A 17,739-nucleotide genomic window follows, 5' to 3' on the forward strand; every position below is an offset into this window, starting at 1 on the left:
GCCGAAACAGCTCGCCGCCCGCTACGAACGAGCTGGGAGCAGCAGCGCGACGCACTCGACGTGGTGGGTGAACGGGAAGCAGTCGAACGCCCGCAGCTGGGCGAGGTGCCAGCCCAGCCCCTGGAAGGTGGCGACGTCCCGGGCCAGCGCGGCCGGATCGCAGGCGACGTACGACACGGCTCGGGCGCCCGAGGCCGCGATCGCGGTCACCACCTGCTTGCCCGCACCCGTCCGGGGCGGGTCGAGGACGACGAGGTCCACCGGGCCACGCAGCCGCGCCGACGACCGCCCGGCCCGCCCGCGTGGCGGGACCAGGGCCCGTTCGACGGTCGACTCGACGATGCGTACGGGCAGCTTGGCGAGGTTCTGCCGGGCGGCGGCCACGCCATCGGGGGCGGACTCGACCAAGGCCACCTGACCGGTGACCCCGACGTGGTCGGCTACCGCCGCGGCGAACAGCCCGGCACCGCCGTAGAGGTCCCAGACGGTCTCCCCCGCCTTCGGCGCGAGCTGCTCGATCACGGCGTCCGCCAGGGTCTGCGCGGCGTACGGGTGGACCTGCCAGAAGCCGCCGGCCGAGAGGGTGAACTCGTGCCCGGCGGCGTGCTCGACGATCGGCCGGGCCGGATCGGTCACGACGAAGGCCGGCTCGGTCGACGGCGCGACGGTCTCCACGGCGTCGGCGGACCAGGTGCGGTTCAGCACCGGCAGCGACCGGATCCCCGGGTACGCGATCATGCAGCGTTCGATCGGGACGACCTCGTGCGATCGGTGTTTACGCAGCCCCGGACGGCCTTCGGCATCCACTGTGTACCGCACGCGGGTGCGCCAGCCGGCGTCGGGCTGCCCGTCGGCACCGACGGTCGACGGCAACTGCTCTACGCGTACCGCTTGATCGACCTGAGCGAACCGCGCGAGCAGCTCGCGGACGACGGAAGCCTTCCACTCCAGTTGCGCGGAGGTCGAAGCGTGCTGGAGGTCGCAGCCGCCGCACGCGTTGGGACCGGACCACGGGCAGGGCGCCGGTACGCGGTCCGGCGACGCCTCGATGATCTCGACGGCGTCGGCGCGCACGTAGCCGCGGTGGACCTCGGTGACCTCGGCGATCACCCGCTCCCCGGGCAGGGCGTGCCGGACGAACAGGACCATGCCCTCGTGCCGGGCGACGCAGTGGCCGCCGTGGGCCGGCGCGCCGACGGTGACCTCGACCCGGTCGAGTTCGAGCAGCGTCATCGGACGGACACGTCGTCGGAGCGCTCGCCGCGGGTCGGGCCGAGCGAGGTACGCCGGTCGAAGCGGTCGAGGTTCTTCGAGGCAGTCGAGGACAGCTGCCACGGGACGCTGGTCACCATCACGCCCGGCTCGAAGAGCAGGCGGGCCTTGAGTCGCAGCGCGGACTGGTTGTGCAGCAGGTTCTCCCACCAGTGGCCGACGACGTACTCGGGGATGTAGACGGTGACGATGTCGCGGGGCGCGTCCTCCCGCCGGCGCTTGACGTATTCGATGATCGGCCGGGTGATCTCGCGATACGGCGAGTCGATCACGGTCAGCGGCAGGCTGATCCCGCGCCGGTCCCACTCGTCCTGGATGTGGCGCGTGTCGGCGGTGTCCACATTGACGGTCAGCGCGGTCAGCGTGTCCGGCCGGGAGGCCTTGGCGTACGCCAGCGCCCGCAGGGTCGGCATGTGCAGCTTGGACACCAGGACGATCGCGTGGTTGCGGGCCGGGAGGATCGGCTTCTCCTCGGTCGGCTCGAGTTCCCGCGCGACCCGGTCGTAATGCTTGCGGATGGCGACCATGAGCGCGTAGATCACGGCCATCGCCGCGATCGAGATCCAGGCGCCCTTGGTGAACTTGGTGACCAGCACCAGGATCAGCACGAAGCCGGTCAGGATCATGCCGAACGTGTTGATCGCCCGGGACCGCTTCATCTTGGCGCGTACGCCGGGGTCCCGTTCGGTACGCAGCAGCCGGTTCCAGTGCCGGATCATGCCGGTCTGCGACAGCGTGAAGGACACGAACACGCCGACGATGTAGAGCTGGATCAGCTTCGTGGTCTCCGCGCGGAACGCCACGACGAGGACCGCCGCCGCGGCGGCCAGGAAGACGATGCCGTTGGAGAAGGCCAGCCGGTCGCCCCGGGTGTGCAGCTGCCGCGGCAGGAACCGGTCCTGGGCCAGGATCGAGCCGAGCACCGGGAAGCCGTTGAACGCGGTGTTGGCGGCCAGCACGAGGATCAGGGCGGTCATCGTGAGCACGACGAAGTAGCCGAACCGGAAGTCGCCGAAGACCGTCTCGGCGAGCTGAGCGGTGACCGTCGGCTGCTTCGTGAACGGGGCCGCGCCCTCGATCTGGCTCTCGGTGCAGCCGATCGCGGGGTTCACCTGGAAACACTCGACGTACTGGAGTTTGGTCTCCCGGGCCAGCAGGATGATGCCGGCCATCATGGCGATCGAGATCGACCCCAGCAGGAGCAGCGTGGTCGCCGCGTTCCTGGACTTCGGCGGCTTGAACGCCGGTACGCCGTTCGAGATCGCCTCGACACCGGTCAACGCGGCACAACCCGACGAGAACGCCCGGACCAGGAGGAAGACGAAGGCGAACCCGGCACCCACATACAGCCCGTGCTCCGGCTTGATCGTCATGTCGGCGCTGGGCGCACGCAGCTCGTCACCGCTGATGAAGATCCGCCAGACCCCGACGACGATCATTCCGCCGACCGCCACCATGAACGCGTACGTGGGAATGGCGAAAGCGGTGCCGGCCTCCCGGATGCCGCGCAGGTTCATCGCCGTGACCAGTGCGATCAAGGCGACCGCCGCGCCCACCTTATGCTCGCCGACGTACCCGATCATGTCGCCGAGGGCGTCCACCCCGGACGAGATCGACACCGCGACCGTCAGGACGTAGTCCACGAGCAGGGCGCTCGCGACCGTCAGGCCGAACTTCGAGCCCAGGTTCACCGTGGCGACCTCGTAGTCGCCACCACCCGACGGATACGCGTGCACGTTCTGCCGGTAGGAGGCGACCACGGTCACCATCACCACCGCGACGGCCAGCGCGATCCACGGCGAGTACAGGAACGCCGCCGCGCCTGCCGCCGACAACGTCAACAGGATCTCCGCCGGGGCGTACGCGACCGAGGACAACGCGTCGGAGGCGAACACCGGCAGCGCGATCCGCTTCGGAAGCAGCGTGTGATGCAGCCGGTCGGAGCGGAACGGGCGACCCAGGAGCAGGCGTTTCAGCACGGAGGTCGGGTTCGGCACACCCGCAGCCTACGGCTCTTCGGCACCCTTGTGCGGTGCGGCCCGCCCCGACGATCTTCCGGGCCGGGTGGCCTGCCCACAGCCACCTGGGTATGGCACGCTCACAGGTGAGGACAGGAGGCGCGGTTGCATATCGTGATCATGGGCTGCGGACGGGTGGGATCGACCGTCGCACACAGCCTGGAGAGCCGCGGCCACTCGGTGGCCGTCATCGACCAGGACGGCGACGCGTTCCGCCGGCTCCCGGCCGACTTCTCCGGAATCACCGTCACCGGAGTGGGCTTCGACCGCGAAGTCCTGATCCAGGCGGGCATCGAACGAGCCGACTGCTTCGCCGCCGTCTCCAGCGGCGACAACTCCAACATCATCTCCGCCCGGCTCGCCCGGGAGACCTTCGGCGTACCGAACGTCGTAGCCCGCATCTACGACCAGAACCGCGCCGAGGTCTACGAACGGCTCGGCATACCGACCGTCGCCACCGTGCGCTGGACCGCCATGCGCATCGTCCGGCAGCTCCTCCCGGAGGAGACCGGCGAAGTCTGGCGCGACCCGACCAGCGTCGTGTCGATCGTCGAGGCTCCGCTGCACGCGGACTGGATCGGCCGCCCGCTCACCGCGCTCGAGGAGGCCGCCGGCACCCGGGCGGCGTACGTCATGCGCTTCGGGCTGGGCATCCTGCCCACCGTCTCGACCGTCCTCCAGGATGGCGACCAGCTGTTCATGCTGGTCACGGACGAGATCGCGGCAGCAGTCCGCAAGGTCACCGGCTCCGCCCCCACCGCACACTGAGGAGTCCGCATGCGCGTCGCCATCGCCGGAGCCGGCAACGTCGGCCGCTCGATCGCCCAGGAGCTGGTCGAGAACGGCCACCAGGTGCTGCTCATCGAGCGCCTGCCCAAGATGTTGCGGCCGGAGCGCGTACCGGCCGCGGAATGGGCCCTCGCGGACGCCTGCGAGCTGTCCAGCCTCCAGGAACTCGACATCGCCAGCTGTGACGTCGTGGTCGCCGCGACCGGCGACGACAAGGTCAACCTGGTGCTTTCCCTGCTGGCCAAGACCGAGTTCGCGGTCGCGCGCGTGGTCGCCCGGGTCAACCGGGCCGAGAACGAGTGGCTGTTCACCGAGCAGTGGGGCGTCGACGTCTCGGTCAGCAAGCCACGCCTGATGGCGGCGCTGGTCGAAGAGGCGGTCACGGTCGGCGACCTGGTCCGGCTGATGACCTTCCGGCAGGGCGAGGCCAACCTCGTGGAGATCACGCTTCCGTCGACCGCGCCCTACGTGGGACGCCCGGTCCGCGAGATTCCGCTGCCGCCGGACTCCGCCCTGGTCGCGATCGTGCGCGGTCGGCGGGTCATCGCACCGAGCCCGGACGACCCCATCGAACCGGGCGACGAACTGATCTTCGTGTGCACGACCGCGGTCGAGGAACAGGTACGCGCGACGCTGCTCGGCGTCTAGCCCGCTGGCTGCGCTTTGGGTGCAGATCACGGTTACGCACGCTTCACGGGCTGGTTTTCGCCTGCGTAACCGTGATCTGCATGAGTCCTACGCCGGGCGGCGGGAGCGGTGCGCCGGGTTGGCGAGCCGTGCGCCGGACAGGCGGGAGGCTCAGGCCGGGTCGGCGGCGCGGATGCGGCGGACGGCGTACACGGTGAGCGCCAGGAGCAGCAGGTACGGCGGGTAGCCGAGCACGATCCGGGCGATGCCGAGCGCGACGTCGGCGTGCGCGAGGTACAGCAGGTACTGCAGGCCGGCCTTCAGCAGGTAGGTGGCCGCCCACAACACGGTCAGCCAGGCGAACGCGCGGACCAGGCGGGGTTCGGCCCGCCAGCCCTTCTTCCCGCCGTCGGCGACGACCGAGTAGATCCAGCCGACCAGCGGCTGCCGGAACGCGACCGAGCCCAACAGCGCGATGCCGTAGCAAAGGCTGTAGATGATCCCGGGCAGGTAGAACGAGCGCTCCTCGCCCGACCGCCAGGCCAGGATCGCGCCCAGGGCGATGCCGACGAGCCCGTTGACCGCGAACCGCACCGGCTTGCCCTGTGCCAGCCGCCAGCCGGCCAGGCCGACCGCCACCGCGACGGACGCGATGATGGCCAGCTTGAGCGCGGGCTTGTCACCCAGCACTCCCCAACTGTCGTCCGGGACGACCGCGCCCAGGATCATGTTGGCGACGATGAAGACGAGCACCGGGATGCCCGACTCGACCAGACCGCGCCAGCCGCCGAGCTGCTCGGCCATCTGCTCGGACAGCGGTGGCAGCTTGTCCGGATCGCGCTCCTCGGTCGCCACGGATCCACGCGCGTCGTCGGTCATCGGTGCCTCACTTCGGGGCGTCGAGCGAATAGTGCGGGTTGTAGATGACCTTGTGACCGTCCCGGACGGCGACGCGCCCGGCGGCGGTCAGCGCCCGGCCCGGTTCGATGCCGGCGATGTGCCGCCGGCCCAGGAAAACGAGCGTCACCACGTCGGTGCCGTCGTAGAGTTCCGCCTCCAGCGTCGGCAGGTTCGTCCGCGGCGTGTAGACCACGGTGCGCAGCCGCCCGGACAGCTTCACCAGCTGCCCCCGGCGTACGCGGTCGGCGCAGACGCAGTCGGCCTTCGCGCTCTCGCGCCGAACCTCCTCCGACTCCAGCTCTTGATCACTCGCCGTAAATTTTCGCAGGAAGCGCCGCAGACCGGACACCTCCGGCTGGGACTGTTGATCCTCGACGGCCGCCATGATCCCGTCGTCACACCCTCTCAAGCATCAATGCGACTTCTCTAGCGTACGTCGATTTATGCCCGGCGTGGCCGGGGCGAGGGCTTGCGGCTCAGTTCATCGCTCGGGGTGGTGTCGGTCAGGCTCGGTGCGGCGCCGTCGGCGGCCTGAGCGGCGGCCGCGTCGGCCATCTCCCGGGGCAGACGCAGCAGCAGCGGCTCCCGGACCGGCTTGGCCTCCGGCCCTCGGGCCACGACCAGGCCCTGCAGGCACTCGACGAGCGGCTCGGCGGTGCCGGGATCGACCGCGGCCGGACCTTGGTAGACGCCGCGCACCATCCACCGCGGCCCGTCCACGCCGACGAAGCGCAGATCGGTCAAGCCGTCGGGGGTACGCACCCGGGCGCGCAGCTCGGTGCCGTAGACGCCAGGCTCCTCCTCGGCCGCCACCCCGTCGTCGAACAGGGACTTGCGGATCTCCGCGCGTACCTCGTCCCAGATGCCCTCGCCGCGCGGAGCGGCGAAGACGCCGAGCTGGAGGGCGCTGTCCCCGTGCACGAGGACCACCTGCTGGATGATCCCCTCGGCGTCGGCCTGCACACGCAGGTCGACCCCGTCGATCGCCGGGACGAGCAGGGCGCCCAGGTCGAGCCGGGCCACCCCGGCCGGGGCTTCGGCTTGGTCGTAGGGGCCGAGATCTTCCAGCGACTGCGCGTCGGCCTCCTGCGGGAGGTCGTCGGCGTCAGCCGGGAGTCGGCGTTCCGCGCCGCGCCGAGGAGCGTCGGCCTTCGCGTGTCGGCCGTTGCGCTGGCGGGAGAACATCACTGCATCGCCTTTCCGATCGGGGCGCCGGTGAGACTACCGGCCGCGAGCGTGGCGTGACCACCCGTCGATCCGTGGCCGCCGTCGCCGCGTACCGACTCCGGCAGCTCCTCGACGAGATGGAACGCGGCCCTCTCTACCCGTTGTACAACAAGCTGAGCGATCCGGTCACCCCGAGTCAGGTGGGCGGTGTTCCGGGGGTCGTGGTTGATGAGGTTGACGAGGATTTCGCCCCGATACCCCGCGTCGACCGTGCCGGGCGCGTTCAGCACCGTGAGCCCGACTTTCGCGGCCAGCCCGGAGCGCGGGTGGACCAGGCCCACGAAGCCCTCCGGGAGCGCTATGGCCACCCCGGTACGCACCAGGCGGCGCTCCCCTGGGGCGATCGTCACATCCTCGGCCGCCACGAGATCGGCGCCGGCGTCGCCGGGATGCGCGTACGCCGGCATGGGCAGCTCGGCGTCGAGCAGGCGCACGGCGATGTCAACCTGACTGGTCATCTTGAACCTCCGGGGGAAGGACCTTACCGAGTGCTCCGGCGGGACCGTCAGACACGTCGCGAGGCGCGCGGCGAACGCCGCCCGCCCAGCCCGGCGGGTACCCGCCGGGTACCCTCGGTCACCATGGCACCCGCACGGACAACGGCGACACCCCGCCTCACGGAACGGCTCACCGTCCCCTGGTGGTGGTGGCCGCTGGGGGTCGCTCTCGCGGCCTTCGCCGCCGCCGAGATCGGCCTCGGCGCGCCGGGTCCCCGGGGCTGGGCGCCGCTCGCCGTGCTGCTGCCGTTGACCGTCGGGCTGCTGCTGTGGTTCTCCCGGCTCCGCCTGCGGCTGACCGAGCCCGAGGACGGGCCGGAGTTCGAGATCACCTTCGGCAACGACCGGGCCCACCTGCCCTTGAGCGCCATCCGGGAGGTCGTGGCGCTCGACGCGTCGGGCCGCGCCGACCTGCTCGGCCGGTACGCCGACCCCAACGCGTTCGTCGTGTTGCGTCCCTGGATCGGGACCGCGGTGCAGATCGTCCTCGACGACCCGGCCGACCCCACGCCCTACTGGCTGGTCTCCACGCGCCGTCCGGTGCAGTTGGCCGAGGCGCTCCGGGACCGCCTTCCCGCTGAGGCCGCACAGGCCCGCTGAGACGGCCGCCAGCTCAGTTCGGGGGCGGCGCGGGCGGTAGTGCGGGCGGCAGGCCCGGACCCGGCAGAGCGGGCCGGTGACGCAGGCGCAGATCGCGGCGGACGGCCTCGCCCAGTGCCTTGGTGGACCGCCGGTTGAGGAAGCTGGCGACGGCCGCACCGGTCAACAGCGGCCCGAGGGTGGTCAGGTTGCGGCCCAGCCGCTTGACGATCATGTCGCGCAGTTCCTTGCGGGCGGCCGTCCCCAGGATCGAGGCGACCCCGCCGCCGGGCAGGAACGGATTCACGCCGCGCTTGTGCGCCCAGGACTGCAGCAGGGCGGCCGAGCGCTGCGTCGTGGTGCCCACGACCGGCTGCCCGTAGACCTGGTGCAGTTCGCCGATGAGCTTCAGTTCGAGGCCGATGACGGCCACCGTCTCGACGGCCAGCAGCACCGGAGTGGACAACAGCGTCGGCGGCACCGCCCACTGCACCGAGCCGACGCCGCCGCCGATGGCGCCGATCCCGGCGGTCGACCGGGCGGCGTTGCGGACCAGCCGCTCCGCCAGCGCGTCGCCGTCCAGCCCCGGATAGTGCCGGCGCAGGGTGTCGAGATCGCGTACCGGCACATGTGGAGCGAGGTCGGCCACCGCGTCGGTGACCCAGCGGACAGCCTTGCCCGGCTGGAAGAGCCGGCCGACGCCACGCCCGCGCAGCGCGGTGACCATGCGGGAGATCGCCTTGCGGCGGCTCGCGCTGTCCAGATCGGACTCCGCCAGCTCGGCCACCGCCCGGCTGAAGCCGTCGACGTCAGCGGCCTTCTCGTCGAACGTGTCCGGCGGACCGGCCGGGTCGCCGGTACGACCGGTGCCCGGCATGTCGTCGCCGGGCACCGCTTTCTCGCTCGCCATGAAAAGCCTCCTACCGCGTCGTGGGCTTGTGAACAGTTGACCCGACGGGGTCAACCATCGCTACCCCGTTGCGCCGGATCAGATGCACTCGCGGCAGATGGGCAGGCCGTTCTTCTCGCCGGCCAGCTGGCTGCGGTGATGCACCAGGAAGCACCGGGAGCAGGTGAACTCGTCCGCCTGCAGGGGCACCACCTTGACGCTGAGTTCCTCGTCGGCCAGGTCGGCTCCGGGTAGCTCGAAGCTTTCCGCCACCTCGGTCTCGTCGACGTCTACGCTGCCCGACTGCGAGTCGACGCGACGGGCCTTGAGCTCCTCAAGGCTGTCTTCGCCGAGTTCGGCCTCGTCACGGCGCGGGGCGTCGTAGTCGGTCGCCATCGGTTCTCTCACACTCCACTAACTCGTAATTCCTGCGGTGCGTCCTGAGCCGCGCCGCGCGTGGGCGTCGTCGGCCGGTCCCAAGGGACGCGGCACAATACCTCGCCTGTGTCGGTGATGTACGCCCAAGCGCGCCGGGATGTTCCCAATGTGACTGAGCCGACAGCCGAGCGAGACAAAAGTAGGGTCAGCCGCCCCCCGAACATCGTCGGCGCGCCGGTGGATATTCGGCCTTTCCGCCGGGTCCTGCCCTCGGGGGCGGCGTCCAACGGTTACCCTCACCGTGCTGGGCCGGTGCGCGTCACCCTTGTCCGGCGAGCGAAACGGCTCGTCGGCGGACGCGTCGCCCCCATTCCGCCACATCGTCAATCGCCTTACATCGACGGGGAGCTGGGACATGAGCTTCGCACGCATCCGAGCGCTGGCGCTGGTCGCCGTACTCGTGCTGGCCGCCGGAGTGCTGACCGTCATGGCGTTGACGAAGGGGACGGGCAGTTCGGCGACACCGGACGCGTGCCCGTCGGGCTACACCGTGGTGGACATGGAGCTGCCGAACGACAACCGGAACATCCACATCAACGTCTACAACGCGACAGACAAGGCCGGCCTGGCCGGGACCGTGAAGCTCGACTTCGAGTACCGGCGGTTCAAGGTCGAGAAGACGGGCAACAACCCGCTCGGCAAGCCGGTCAGCGGCGTGGCCATCCTGCGCTACGGCCCGAAGAAGGTCGGCGCGGCGTACGTGCTGGACGCGTACTTCCTGAACAACGCGGTCCACGAATATGACAAGAATCGGACTGACGAGACGGTCGACGTGATTCTCGGCCCGGGTTTCAAGCAGCTCGCCACCCAGACCGAGGTCAACCAGGCGTTCACCGCCCTGGCCGGCGCGGGCGGGCCCCAGCTGCCCAAGAACTCCTGCCCGGCCAAGCAGACCGACTGACGCGGCGCCCGCTGAGGCGCCGCGTCGCCACGACTCAGGGGCCGCTGTCGGCGTCCAGCTCGACGAGTTGGTCGTGCAACTGCTTGTGCAGCGCGGGCGGGGCGGCCAAGGCCAGGTCCGCGCCCGCCGGCTTGCCGCTCAGCCCGGTGACGAGCAGTCCGGCCTCCCGGGCGATCAATCCGCCCGCCGCCAGATCCCACGGGTTCAGACCCCGTTCGTAGTACGCGTCCAGCATGCCCTCGGCCGCCGCGCACAGGTCGAGCGCGGCCGAACCGAACCGGCGGATGTCGCGTACGCGGGTGATCAGACCGGCCACCACGGCGCCCTGCACCGCCCGCCGCTCCGCCGAGTACGCGAATCCGGTGCCGACCAGCGCCTGTGCCAACACCGTCTGGGTGGAGCCGGAGAGGCGTCGATCACCCCGCCACGCTCCCCCGCCCAGAGTGGCATGCCACTCCTCGCCGGAAGCGGCGTTCACCACCACCCCGGCGATCACCTCCCCGTCCGCCTCAGCGGCGATGGAGACGGCGTACTGGGGTAATCCGTAGAGGTAGTTCACGGTGCCGTCGATCGGGTCGATGACCCAGCGGACGCCGCTCGCCGCGCTGTCCTCCTGGACCCCGTACTCCTCGCCGAGGAAGCCGTCGCCGGGCCGCACTGCCCGCAATTCCTCGACGATCTGCCTTTCTACGGCCCGATCGGCGGCGGTGACGACGTCGGTCGCCGTACTCTTGGTATCGACCTGTCCGATAGCCTCGGTTCGCGTCCGGCGAGCCGTCTCGGCAGCCCGCCGGGCCACCCGCTGTGCCAACTCGAGCAGCTCTCGTGCATTCTGTTCCACCACGATCCCATCCTCGCAAAGGCACGATCGGCGCGCGCGATGGGATGATCACCAGAACCGGCGCTACAATTCACGCCTGCTGCCCTCCGCCGCCGGGCCGACACCCTCGCGGCGAGCCGGTGGCTCTCAATCCCGATACACCCGGCCGTTCCGACGGCGCGCCCGTGGGCCGGCCGGAGGGCGCCACATGCTGAAGCCCACTCGCTGATGACGGAAGGTCGTTCGTGACAGAAGCCCGCCAGATCGGCGCCGACGTACGCTCGCTCACCGACGCTCTCCTCGCCCAGGCCGCCGAGGCCGGTGGCCAGTTGACGCAGGCTGAGATCGCGCGTTCCGTCGAAGCCGCCGAGGTGACCCCGACTCAGGCCAAGAAGCTGTTGCGCGCCCTCTTCGAGGCGGGCGTGACAGTGGTGGCCGACGGGCGGACCGCCAAGGCTCCCGCGAAGAAGGTCGCGGCCGCGCGTTCGGCGACCCCGGCCTCCAAAGCGACCACGGCCAAGGCGACGCCCGCCAAACCCGCTGAGCGGGCCGCTCCGAAGCCGGCAGGCAAGACGCCGGCCCAAGGTGGCCCCATCGACGGCGACGCCGCTGAGGCGGCCGTCGAGCCGATAGAGAAGGCTGCCGCCAAGAAGGCCGCGGCCCCGGCGGCGAAGAAGGCCGCTCCCGCCAAGAAGGCCGTGCCTGCGAAGAAGGCCGCGCCGAAGGCGGAGGGCGACGCTGACGAGCCCGCCAAGAAGGCCGCCGCGGCGAAGAAGGCCGCACCGGCCAAGAAGGCCGCCGACGGCAAGGCCGAGAAGGCTCCGGGCGAGGAGCCCGACGCCGCGGACCTGGAGGTCGAGGACCTCACGGCCGAGATCGAGGACGTCGTGGTCGACGAGCCGGTCGAGATGGCCCAGGCCGCCGCGGCGGACGCGGCCGCCGCCGACGACTTCGACTGGGACGCCGAGGAGTCCGAGGCGCTCAAACAGGCCCGCAAGGACGCCGAGCTGACCGCTTCGGCCGACTCCGTCCGGGCGTACCTGAAGCAGATCGGCAAGGTCCCGCTGCTGAACGCCGAGCAGGAGGTGGAGCTGGCCAAGCGGATCGAGGCCGGGCTCTACGCCGCGGAGCGGCTGCGGGCTGCCGACGAGGGCGAGCTGACGCTCACCCGGGACATGCAGCGCGACCTGCTCTGGATCTCGCGTGACGGCGACCGGGCCAAGAACCACCTGCTGGAGGCCAACCTCCGGCTCGTGGTCAGCCTCGCCAAGCGCTATACGGGCCGGGGGATGGCGTTCCTGGATCTGATCCAGGAGGGCAACCTGGGTCTGATCCGGGCGGTGGAGAAGTTCGACTACACCAAGGGTTACAAGTTCTCGACGTACGCCACCTGGTGGATCCGGCAGGCGATCACGCGGGCGATGGCCGACCAGGCCCGCACGATCCGTATCCCGGTGCACATGGTCGAAGTGATCAACAAGCTCGGCCGCATACAGCGTGAGCTGTTGCAGGACCTGGGTCGCGAGCCCACTCCGGAGGAGCTCGCCAAGGAGATGGACATCACCCCGGAGAAGGTGCTGGAGATCCAGCAGTACGCCCGGGAGCCCATCTCGCTCGACCAGACGATCGGCGACGAGGGCGACAGCCAGCTCGGCGACTTCATCGAGGACTCCGAGGCGGTCGTAGCGGTCGACGCGGTCTCCTTCTCGCTGCTGCAGGACCAGCTCCAGCAGGTGCTGCAGACGCTCTCCGAGCGTGAGGCGGGTGTCGTACGGCTGCGCTTCGGCCTGACCGACGGCCAGCCTCGGACGCTGGACGAGATCGGCCAGGTCTACGGGGTGACCCGTGAGCGGATCCGGCAGATCGAGTCCAAGACCATGTCGAAGCTGCGGCACCCGTCGCGGTCGCAGGTCCTTCGCGACTATCTCGACTAGGTTCGCCGCCGAAAGCCCGGGCGACCCGGGCGGATGCCGGGACGGCGTCCCAGATCGCAGGAACAGGGCCCCCGAGTGGGGCCCTGTTCGCGTTGAGCGAACAGTCCCCCGTCGGGGGCCCGAAAACGGACATTGAGCGCGACGAGGGTCGTTTTCGTGGCATACAGTGGGGCGGAATTGCCGCGGATTTTCCTCCAACACTCCACCGAACGTATCGGTCTGATCACCGTGCGTACGAACTCAGGGGTGTGACCGGGCCGCTATCGCAAAGTCCGTGTTGACGTGGCACGCTGGGGGAACGGAAGGTTGGGGCACGTGGGGCCCTTCATTTGTCCCAACCGAACGGTGTGGTCCGCTCCCGATGTGAGGTGAATCCAAGCTCGGATCGGGAAGCCCGTCCGCGGCACCGACGTTGGAGGGTGAGTGGGCGCAAGAAACGAACCGTCGGCAAACTCGGCGGAGAACGAACGGACCAGCATCGGTGACGATCAGAGGAGGCCGGGCATGACAGCGACCCTCACGCCGCCGCCGGAGACGGCGACAGCTCACGACGCCGATGAGCGCTGCGACCGCTGCAACGCGGCGGGCAAGCTGCGCATCGTGCTCGCCGGCGGGGGCGAATTGGTGTTCTGCGGGCACCACGCCAACAAGTACGCCGACGACCTGGTGAAGATCACGGTCGACTACACGGTCGAGCCGGACTTCACTTGGCGTGGCAGCGAGCTCATTGCGAAGAACTGACCCCCAGACGGTGTACTGAACAAGGCATAACACCCCTTCGGTGTGCTAAGACCTCGAAACCCCGTCGTGCCGGGTGTGCGGCACGGCGGGGTTTTCGCATGTCCGGCCGGACCGCCGATAGCATTCCCCGGTGGACTCCAGTGAAGCCCTGCTCATCGCCGATCTGGCCGGTGTGACGGTCTTCGCGGTCTCCGGCGCCTCCGCGGGCGTCTACAAGCACCTCGACGCGTTCGGCGTGGTCTTCGTGGGGTTCGTCGCCGCCCTCGGCGGTGGGATCTTCCGGGACCTGGTGATCGACACCGTCCCGCCGCTGGCCTTCTCCGACTGGCGCTACTCCGCCACCGCCGTCGTGGCGGCGCTCGCGACCTTCTGGCTGCATCCGCACCTGGGCAAGATCGTGCGGACGATCCTGACGCTCGACGCCGCGGGGCTCGCCCTGTTCACCGTCACGGGCACGTTGAAGGCGCTGAACGATCCCACCCCCGTCCCGGCGGTCGGCGCGTGCTTCATCGGGATGCTCACCGGCATCGGCGGCGGCTTGGCCCGCGACCTGCTCACCGGCGAGATCCCCCTGGTTCTCCGGCGTGAGATCTACGCCGTCGCGTCGCTCGCCGGCGCGGCCGTCGTCGCGACGCTCAACTGGTTCCACGAGGACAAGATCCTCCCGCTGTTCCTGGCCGGGCTGCTGATCTTCGTGATCCGGATGATCTCGGTCAAGCGCCAGTGGTCCGCGCCCACCGCCCGCCCGGTCGTGGCCGGTCCCACCGGCTGGCCGAGTACGCCGCTGCGCCGGCCCCGCGTCGGCTCCAGGCCGGCCGGCAAGAATCGGTCCTGGTCTGCCGACGCGGAGCAGTCGTGGTCGGCCGGCGTCGACCAGTCCTGGCCGTCCGGCGAGGGGCAGTCCGGCGCGACGGGATCGGGCTGGCCCGCCGACACCCGCCGGCCCGGCGACACGCGGGGCGGACCGGAGCCGGGCCGGTCGGGCCGGGGCTCCGAAAAGGACAGCGAGCCAGGCCAGGGACCTGACGCACCCACCCGGTAAAGTTTGGCGGTGCCACTCGACATCGCTCGCCTGAACCCTGATCCGGACACCTTTCCCGCCCTACGGGCCTGGCAGCGCAAAGCTCTCGTCGAGTACCTCCGGCGGCGGTCGGCCGACTTCCTCGCGGTCGCGACGCCAGGTGCGGGAAAGACCACATTCGCGCTACGCATCGCGGCCGAACTCCTCGCCGACGGCACCGTCGAGCGGGTCACCGTGGTCGCCCCCACCGAGCACCTCAAGACCCAGTGGTCGCAGGCGGCCGCGCGGGTCGGCATCCAGCTCGACTCGGCGTTCCGCAACGCCGACGGGCACGCCTCCCGCGACTTCCATGGTGTGGTCGTGACCTACGCGCAGGTCGGCATGGCCCCGATGGTCCACCGCCGGATGACCATGACGAAGCAGACGCTGGTGATCCTCGACGAGATCCACCACGCCGGTGACTCCCGCAGCTGGGGCGACGGCGTACTGCAGGCCTTCGAGCCGGCCGAGCGGCGGCTGATGCTGACGGGCACCCCGTTCCGGTCCGACGACAATCCGATCCCGTTCGTGGAATACGTCCGCGACGGCGCGGACGGGTTGCCTCGCAGCCGGGCCGACTCCACCTACGGGTACGCCGACGCGCTGACCGACGGCGTCGTCCGCCCCGTCATCTTCCTGGCGTACTCGGGGGAGACTCGCTGGCGGACGAGTGCCGGCGACGAGCTCGCCGTCCGTCTCGGCGAACCGATGACACAGGACGTGATCGCGCAGGCCTGGCGGACCGCGCTGGACCCCGGCGGCGACTGGATGCCGCAGGTGCTGCGCGCCGCGGACGCCCGTCTTCAGGTCAAGCGGGCCGGTGGCATGCCCGACGCCGGCGGCCTCGTCATCGCCTCCGACCAGCAGACCGCTCGGGCGTACGCGAAACTGCTGGAACGGATCACCGGCGAGAAGGCCGTCGTCGTGCTTTCCGACGACGCCGGCTCCTCGAAGCGGATCGCGGACTTCGCCGCCGGTCAGGAGCGGTGGCTCGTCGCCGTCCGGATGGTCTCCGAGGGCGTCGACATCCCCCGGCTCGCCGTCGGGGTGTACGCCACCAGCGCCTCCACGCCGTTGTACTTCGCCCAGGCGATCGGCCGGTTCGTCCGGGCCCGGCAGCAGGGCGAGACCGCCAGCGTCTTCCTCCCCAGCGTCCCGCATCTGCTCGGACTGGCCTCCGAGATGGAGATGCAGCGCGACCACGTGCTCGGGGCCAAGAACAAGCGTGAGGGGTTCGACGACGAGCTGCTCGAACGGGCGCAGCAGAGCGAGGACGCCAGCGGTGAGCTGACGAAGAAGATCGAGGCGTTGTCCGCCACCGCCGAGCTGGATCAGGTGATCTTCGACGGGGCGACGTTCGGCCTCCCGGCCCAGGCCGGTACGCCGGAGGAGGAGGAGTTCTTGGGGCTCCCCGGTCTCCTCACGCCGGACCAGGTCGCTGCGCTGTTGCACAAGCGGCAGGCGGAGCAGGTGGCGGCCGCGCGACGGCGGTCGAACGCGGCGGCCACGGCCGCGGTGGCGGGCGGCGTACCGGCGCAGCCCCGGGACATGTCTGCCGCCGAGCGCCGCCTGCACCTGCGGCGGCAGCTGAACGCGTTGGTGGCGGCGCATCACCACCGGACGAACCTGCCGCACGGCAAGATCCACGCCGAGTTGCGGCGGCTCTGCGGCGGGCCGCCCAGTGCGCAGGCGACGATCGAACAGCTTGAGGAACGGATCGCCACTATCCAGACGATGGCCTGAGAACCGGACCTGAAACGAGGAAGCCCCGCTCACGCGGGGCTTTCACAGGAAAGGTCTGTCACTCCTCAAGCGACTCGTAGATCTCCTTGCACTCCGGGCAGACCGGGAAGCGGCTCGGGTCCCGAGACGGAACCCACACCTTCCCGCACAGGGCTCTGATCGGGGTGCCCTCGATCAGGGCAGCCATGATCTTGTCCTTCGGCGCATAGTGCGAGAAGCGCTCGTGGTCGCCCTCTTCGACGAGGCGATGATCAGTGTCGGTGCGCTCTTCGATGAGCGTGCCGGTCTCAGGGGTCGTACTCACCCGTCAAGTCTCTCAGAGTCTGGGCCAGTCGGCGAGTGGGATAGCCGGGAGCTGCGGCGGAGTGTCCGACCGGCCCGCTAGGTTGGTGTCGTGAGCATCAGGTTGAGTGAGGAAGTGGCGGCCGCCGTCGAGGACGGTTCGCCGGTGGTGGCGCTGGAAAGCACGATCGTCTCGCACGGGTTGCCCCGACCGGACAATCTTCGCATCGCCCGCGAAATCGAAGAAACCGTCCGAAAGAATGGCGCTATCCCGGCGACCATCGGCATGGTCGAGGGCGACCTGGTCGTCGGCCTGTCCGACGACGAGCTGACCCGCCTCGCGACCCGCGACGACGTGGTCAAACTCTCCGTCCGCGACCTCGCCACCGCAGCGGCCAAGAAGGCCGACGGGGCGACCACCGTGGCCAGTACCTCCGCCATCGCCGCAGCGGTCGGCATCGGCGTCTTCGCCACCGGCGGGCTGGGCGGCGTCCACCGGGAGGCCAACCAGACCTTCGACGAGTCCGCCGACCTGATCACGCTGGCCCAGACGCCGATCGCGGTGGTCTGCGCGGGCGTGAAGTCGATCCTCGACGTCGGCGCCACCCTGGAGCGCCTGGAGACGCTCGGCGTCGGCGTCCTCGGCTACCGCACCAGCCGCTTCCCCGGCTTCTTCATCACCGACTCGGGCTTCGACCTGGGCTGGTCGGTCGAGAGCCCGGAAGAGATCGCCTCGGTGATGAAGGCGCAGAACGACCAGGGCCTACACGAGGCCGGCCTGATCGTGGCCAACCCGCTGCCGGTGGACGAGCAGCTCGACCCGGACCTGCACGACCGGACGCTGGCCGACGGGCTGCGCCTGGTCGCCGAGCGCAAGATCACCGGCAAGGACGTGACGCCCGCCCTGCTCGCCCACTTCCACTCCGCCACCGAGGGCAAGAGCCTGGAGGTCAACGTGCGGATCATCCTGCACAACGCGGCCCTCGCGGCACAGATCGCGGCTGCCGCCAGCCGGATGTGAC

The 17,739-nt window shown here is 70.2% G+C and carries 18 protein-coding genes and 1 pseudogene; 9 read left to right on the plus strand and 10 right to left on the minus strand.

Features of this window, described 5'->3' with window-relative positions; genetic code table 11:
* Nucleotides 1-21: 21 nt before the first annotated feature.
* A complete protein-coding gene (locus tag HDA40_RS16180) occupies nucleotides 22-1,233 on the minus strand; it encodes a class I SAM-dependent RNA methyltransferase (RefSeq protein ID WP_253756599.1) in 1,212 nt (403 codons plus the stop codon).
* Nucleotides 1,230-3,269, minus strand: coding sequence for an APC family permease (locus HDA40_RS16185; protein WP_253756601.1), 2,040 nt, complete (start codon nucleotides 3,267-3,269; stop codon nucleotides 1,230-1,232). Before HDA40_RS16185 ends, HDA40_RS16180 begins: the two co-directional genes overlap by 4 nt.
* A 126-nt stretch (nucleotides 3,270-3,395) precedes the next feature.
* On the opposite strand from HDA40_RS16185, the gene HDA40_RS16190 reads away from it, so the two are divergent.
* The gene (locus HDA40_RS16190) at nucleotides 3,396-4,058 is read left to right on the plus strand and encodes a potassium channel family protein (protein WP_253756603.1); all 663 of its coding nucleotides are present in this window, start codon (nucleotides 3,396-3,398) and stop codon (nucleotides 4,056-4,058) included.
* 9 nt (nucleotides 4,059-4,067) lie between these two features.
* Nucleotides 4,068-4,727 carry a potassium channel family protein gene (locus tag HDA40_RS16195; RefSeq protein WP_253756605.1) on the plus strand — a complete coding sequence of 220 codons (660 nt, stop codon included), beginning with the start codon at nucleotides 4,068-4,070 and terminating at the stop codon, nucleotides 4,725-4,727.
* A 150-nt stretch (nucleotides 4,728-4,877) separates the two neighbouring features.
* Here the strand turns inward: HDA40_RS16195 and HDA40_RS16200 are convergent, their stop codons facing one another.
* From HDA40_RS16200 to dut, 4 genes are read right to left on the minus strand one after another with little or no spacing between them, the layout of a single operon-like run.
* Nucleotides 4,878-5,585, minus strand: a complete 708-nt coding sequence (locus HDA40_RS16200; RefSeq protein ID WP_253756608.1) for a DUF3159 domain-containing protein — start codon at nucleotides 5,583-5,585, stop codon at nucleotides 4,878-4,880.
* Between the two features lie 7 nt (nucleotides 5,586-5,592).
* Nucleotides 5,593-5,991 (minus strand): OB-fold nucleic acid binding domain-containing protein, encoded by a 399-nt coding sequence (locus tag HDA40_RS16205; protein ID WP_253756611.1) that lies wholly within the window; start codon nucleotides 5,989-5,991, stop codon nucleotides 5,593-5,595.
* Between the two features lie 56 nt (nucleotides 5,992-6,047).
* Nucleotides 6,048-6,791, minus strand: a complete 744-nt coding sequence (locus tag HDA40_RS16210; RefSeq protein ID WP_253756614.1) for a DUF3710 domain-containing protein — start codon at nucleotides 6,789-6,791, stop codon at nucleotides 6,048-6,050.
* Nucleotides 6,791-7,291, minus strand: a complete 501-nt coding sequence (gene dut / locus HDA40_RS16215; RefSeq protein WP_253756618.1) for a dUTP diphosphatase — start codon at nucleotides 7,289-7,291, stop codon at nucleotides 6,791-6,793. The genes HDA40_RS16210 and dut overlap by 1 nt, the downstream gene beginning before the upstream one ends.
* Nucleotides 7,292-7,414: 123 nt before the next feature.
* On the opposite strand from dut, the gene HDA40_RS16220 reads away from it, so the two are divergent.
* Nucleotides 7,415-7,930, plus strand: coding sequence for a DUF3093 domain-containing protein (locus HDA40_RS16220; RefSeq protein ID WP_253756621.1), 516 nt, complete (start codon nucleotides 7,415-7,417; stop codon nucleotides 7,928-7,930).
* A gap of 13 nt (nucleotides 7,931-7,943) precedes the next feature.
* Here the strand turns inward: HDA40_RS16220 and HDA40_RS16225 are convergent, their stop codons facing one another.
* Nucleotides 7,944-8,819: a hypothetical protein gene (locus tag HDA40_RS16225; protein ID WP_253756623.1), complete on the minus strand. Its 876-nt coding sequence runs from the start codon at nucleotides 8,817-8,819 to the stop codon at nucleotides 7,944-7,946.
* 78 nt (nucleotides 8,820-8,897) lie between these two features.
* On the minus strand, nucleotides 8,898-9,194 hold the full coding sequence (locus HDA40_RS16230; protein ID WP_253756626.1) for a DUF4193 domain-containing protein: 297 nt from the start codon (nucleotides 9,192-9,194) through the stop codon (nucleotides 8,898-8,900).
* A 397-nt stretch (nucleotides 9,195-9,591) separates the two neighbouring features.
* Here HDA40_RS16230 and HDA40_RS16235 point away from each other — a divergent pair, with 397 nt between their 5' ends.
* Entirely contained in the window at nucleotides 9,592-10,137 is a 546-nt protein-coding gene (locus HDA40_RS16235; protein WP_253756629.1) for a LytR C-terminal domain-containing protein, read from the plus strand.
* 34 nt (nucleotides 10,138-10,171) lie between these two features.
* Here HDA40_RS16235 and HDA40_RS16240 read toward each other — a convergent pair whose 3' ends face one another.
* Nucleotides 10,172-10,981 (minus strand): inositol monophosphatase family protein, encoded by an 810-nt coding sequence (locus HDA40_RS16240; protein ID WP_372502874.1) that lies wholly within the window; start codon nucleotides 10,979-10,981, stop codon nucleotides 10,172-10,174.
* A gap of 221 nt (nucleotides 10,982-11,202) precedes the next feature.
* On the opposite strand from HDA40_RS16240, the gene HDA40_RS16245 reads away from it, so the two are divergent.
* From HDA40_RS16245 to HDA40_RS16260, 4 genes and pseudogenes are all read left to right on the plus strand, one after another.
* The gene (locus HDA40_RS16245) at nucleotides 11,203-12,891 is read left to right on the plus strand and encodes an RNA polymerase sigma factor (RefSeq protein WP_253756632.1); all 1,689 of its coding nucleotides are present in this window, start codon (nucleotides 11,203-11,205) and stop codon (nucleotides 12,889-12,891) included.
* 504 nt (nucleotides 12,892-13,395) lie between these two features.
* Nucleotides 13,396-13,632: a DUF7455 domain-containing protein gene (locus HDA40_RS16250; protein ID WP_253756636.1), complete on the plus strand. Its 237-nt coding sequence runs from the start codon at nucleotides 13,396-13,398 to the stop codon at nucleotides 13,630-13,632.
* 130 nt (nucleotides 13,633-13,762) lie between these two features.
* Nucleotides 13,763-14,401, plus strand: a pseudogene (locus HDA40_RS16255) (trimeric intracellular cation channel family protein); the annotation flags it as partial.
* Between the two features lie 294 nt (nucleotides 14,402-14,695).
* Nucleotides 14,696-16,435, plus strand: a complete 1,740-nt coding sequence (locus HDA40_RS16260; RefSeq protein ID WP_253763644.1) for a DEAD/DEAH box helicase — start codon at nucleotides 14,696-14,698, stop codon at nucleotides 16,433-16,435.
* A 58-nt stretch (nucleotides 16,436-16,493) separates the two neighbouring features.
* Here the strand turns inward: HDA40_RS16260 and HDA40_RS16265 are convergent, their stop codons facing one another.
* A complete protein-coding gene (locus tag HDA40_RS16265) occupies nucleotides 16,494-16,739 on the minus strand; it encodes a DUF3039 domain-containing protein (protein WP_253756639.1) in 246 nt (81 codons plus the stop codon).
* A gap of 90 nt (nucleotides 16,740-16,829) precedes the next feature.
* On the opposite strand from HDA40_RS16265, the gene HDA40_RS16270 reads away from it, so the two are divergent.
* The gene (locus HDA40_RS16270; protein WP_253756641.1) at nucleotides 16,830-17,738 is read left to right on the plus strand and encodes a pseudouridine-5'-phosphate glycosidase; all 909 of its coding nucleotides are present in this window, start codon (nucleotides 16,830-16,832) and stop codon (nucleotides 17,736-17,738) included.
* Nucleotide 17,739: the final 1 nt, after the last annotated feature.

It is taken from the genome of Hamadaea flava (assembly GCF_024172085.1).
GTDB classification, from domain to species: Bacteria; Actinomycetota; Actinomycetes; order Mycobacteriales; family Micromonosporaceae; genus Hamadaea; species Hamadaea flava.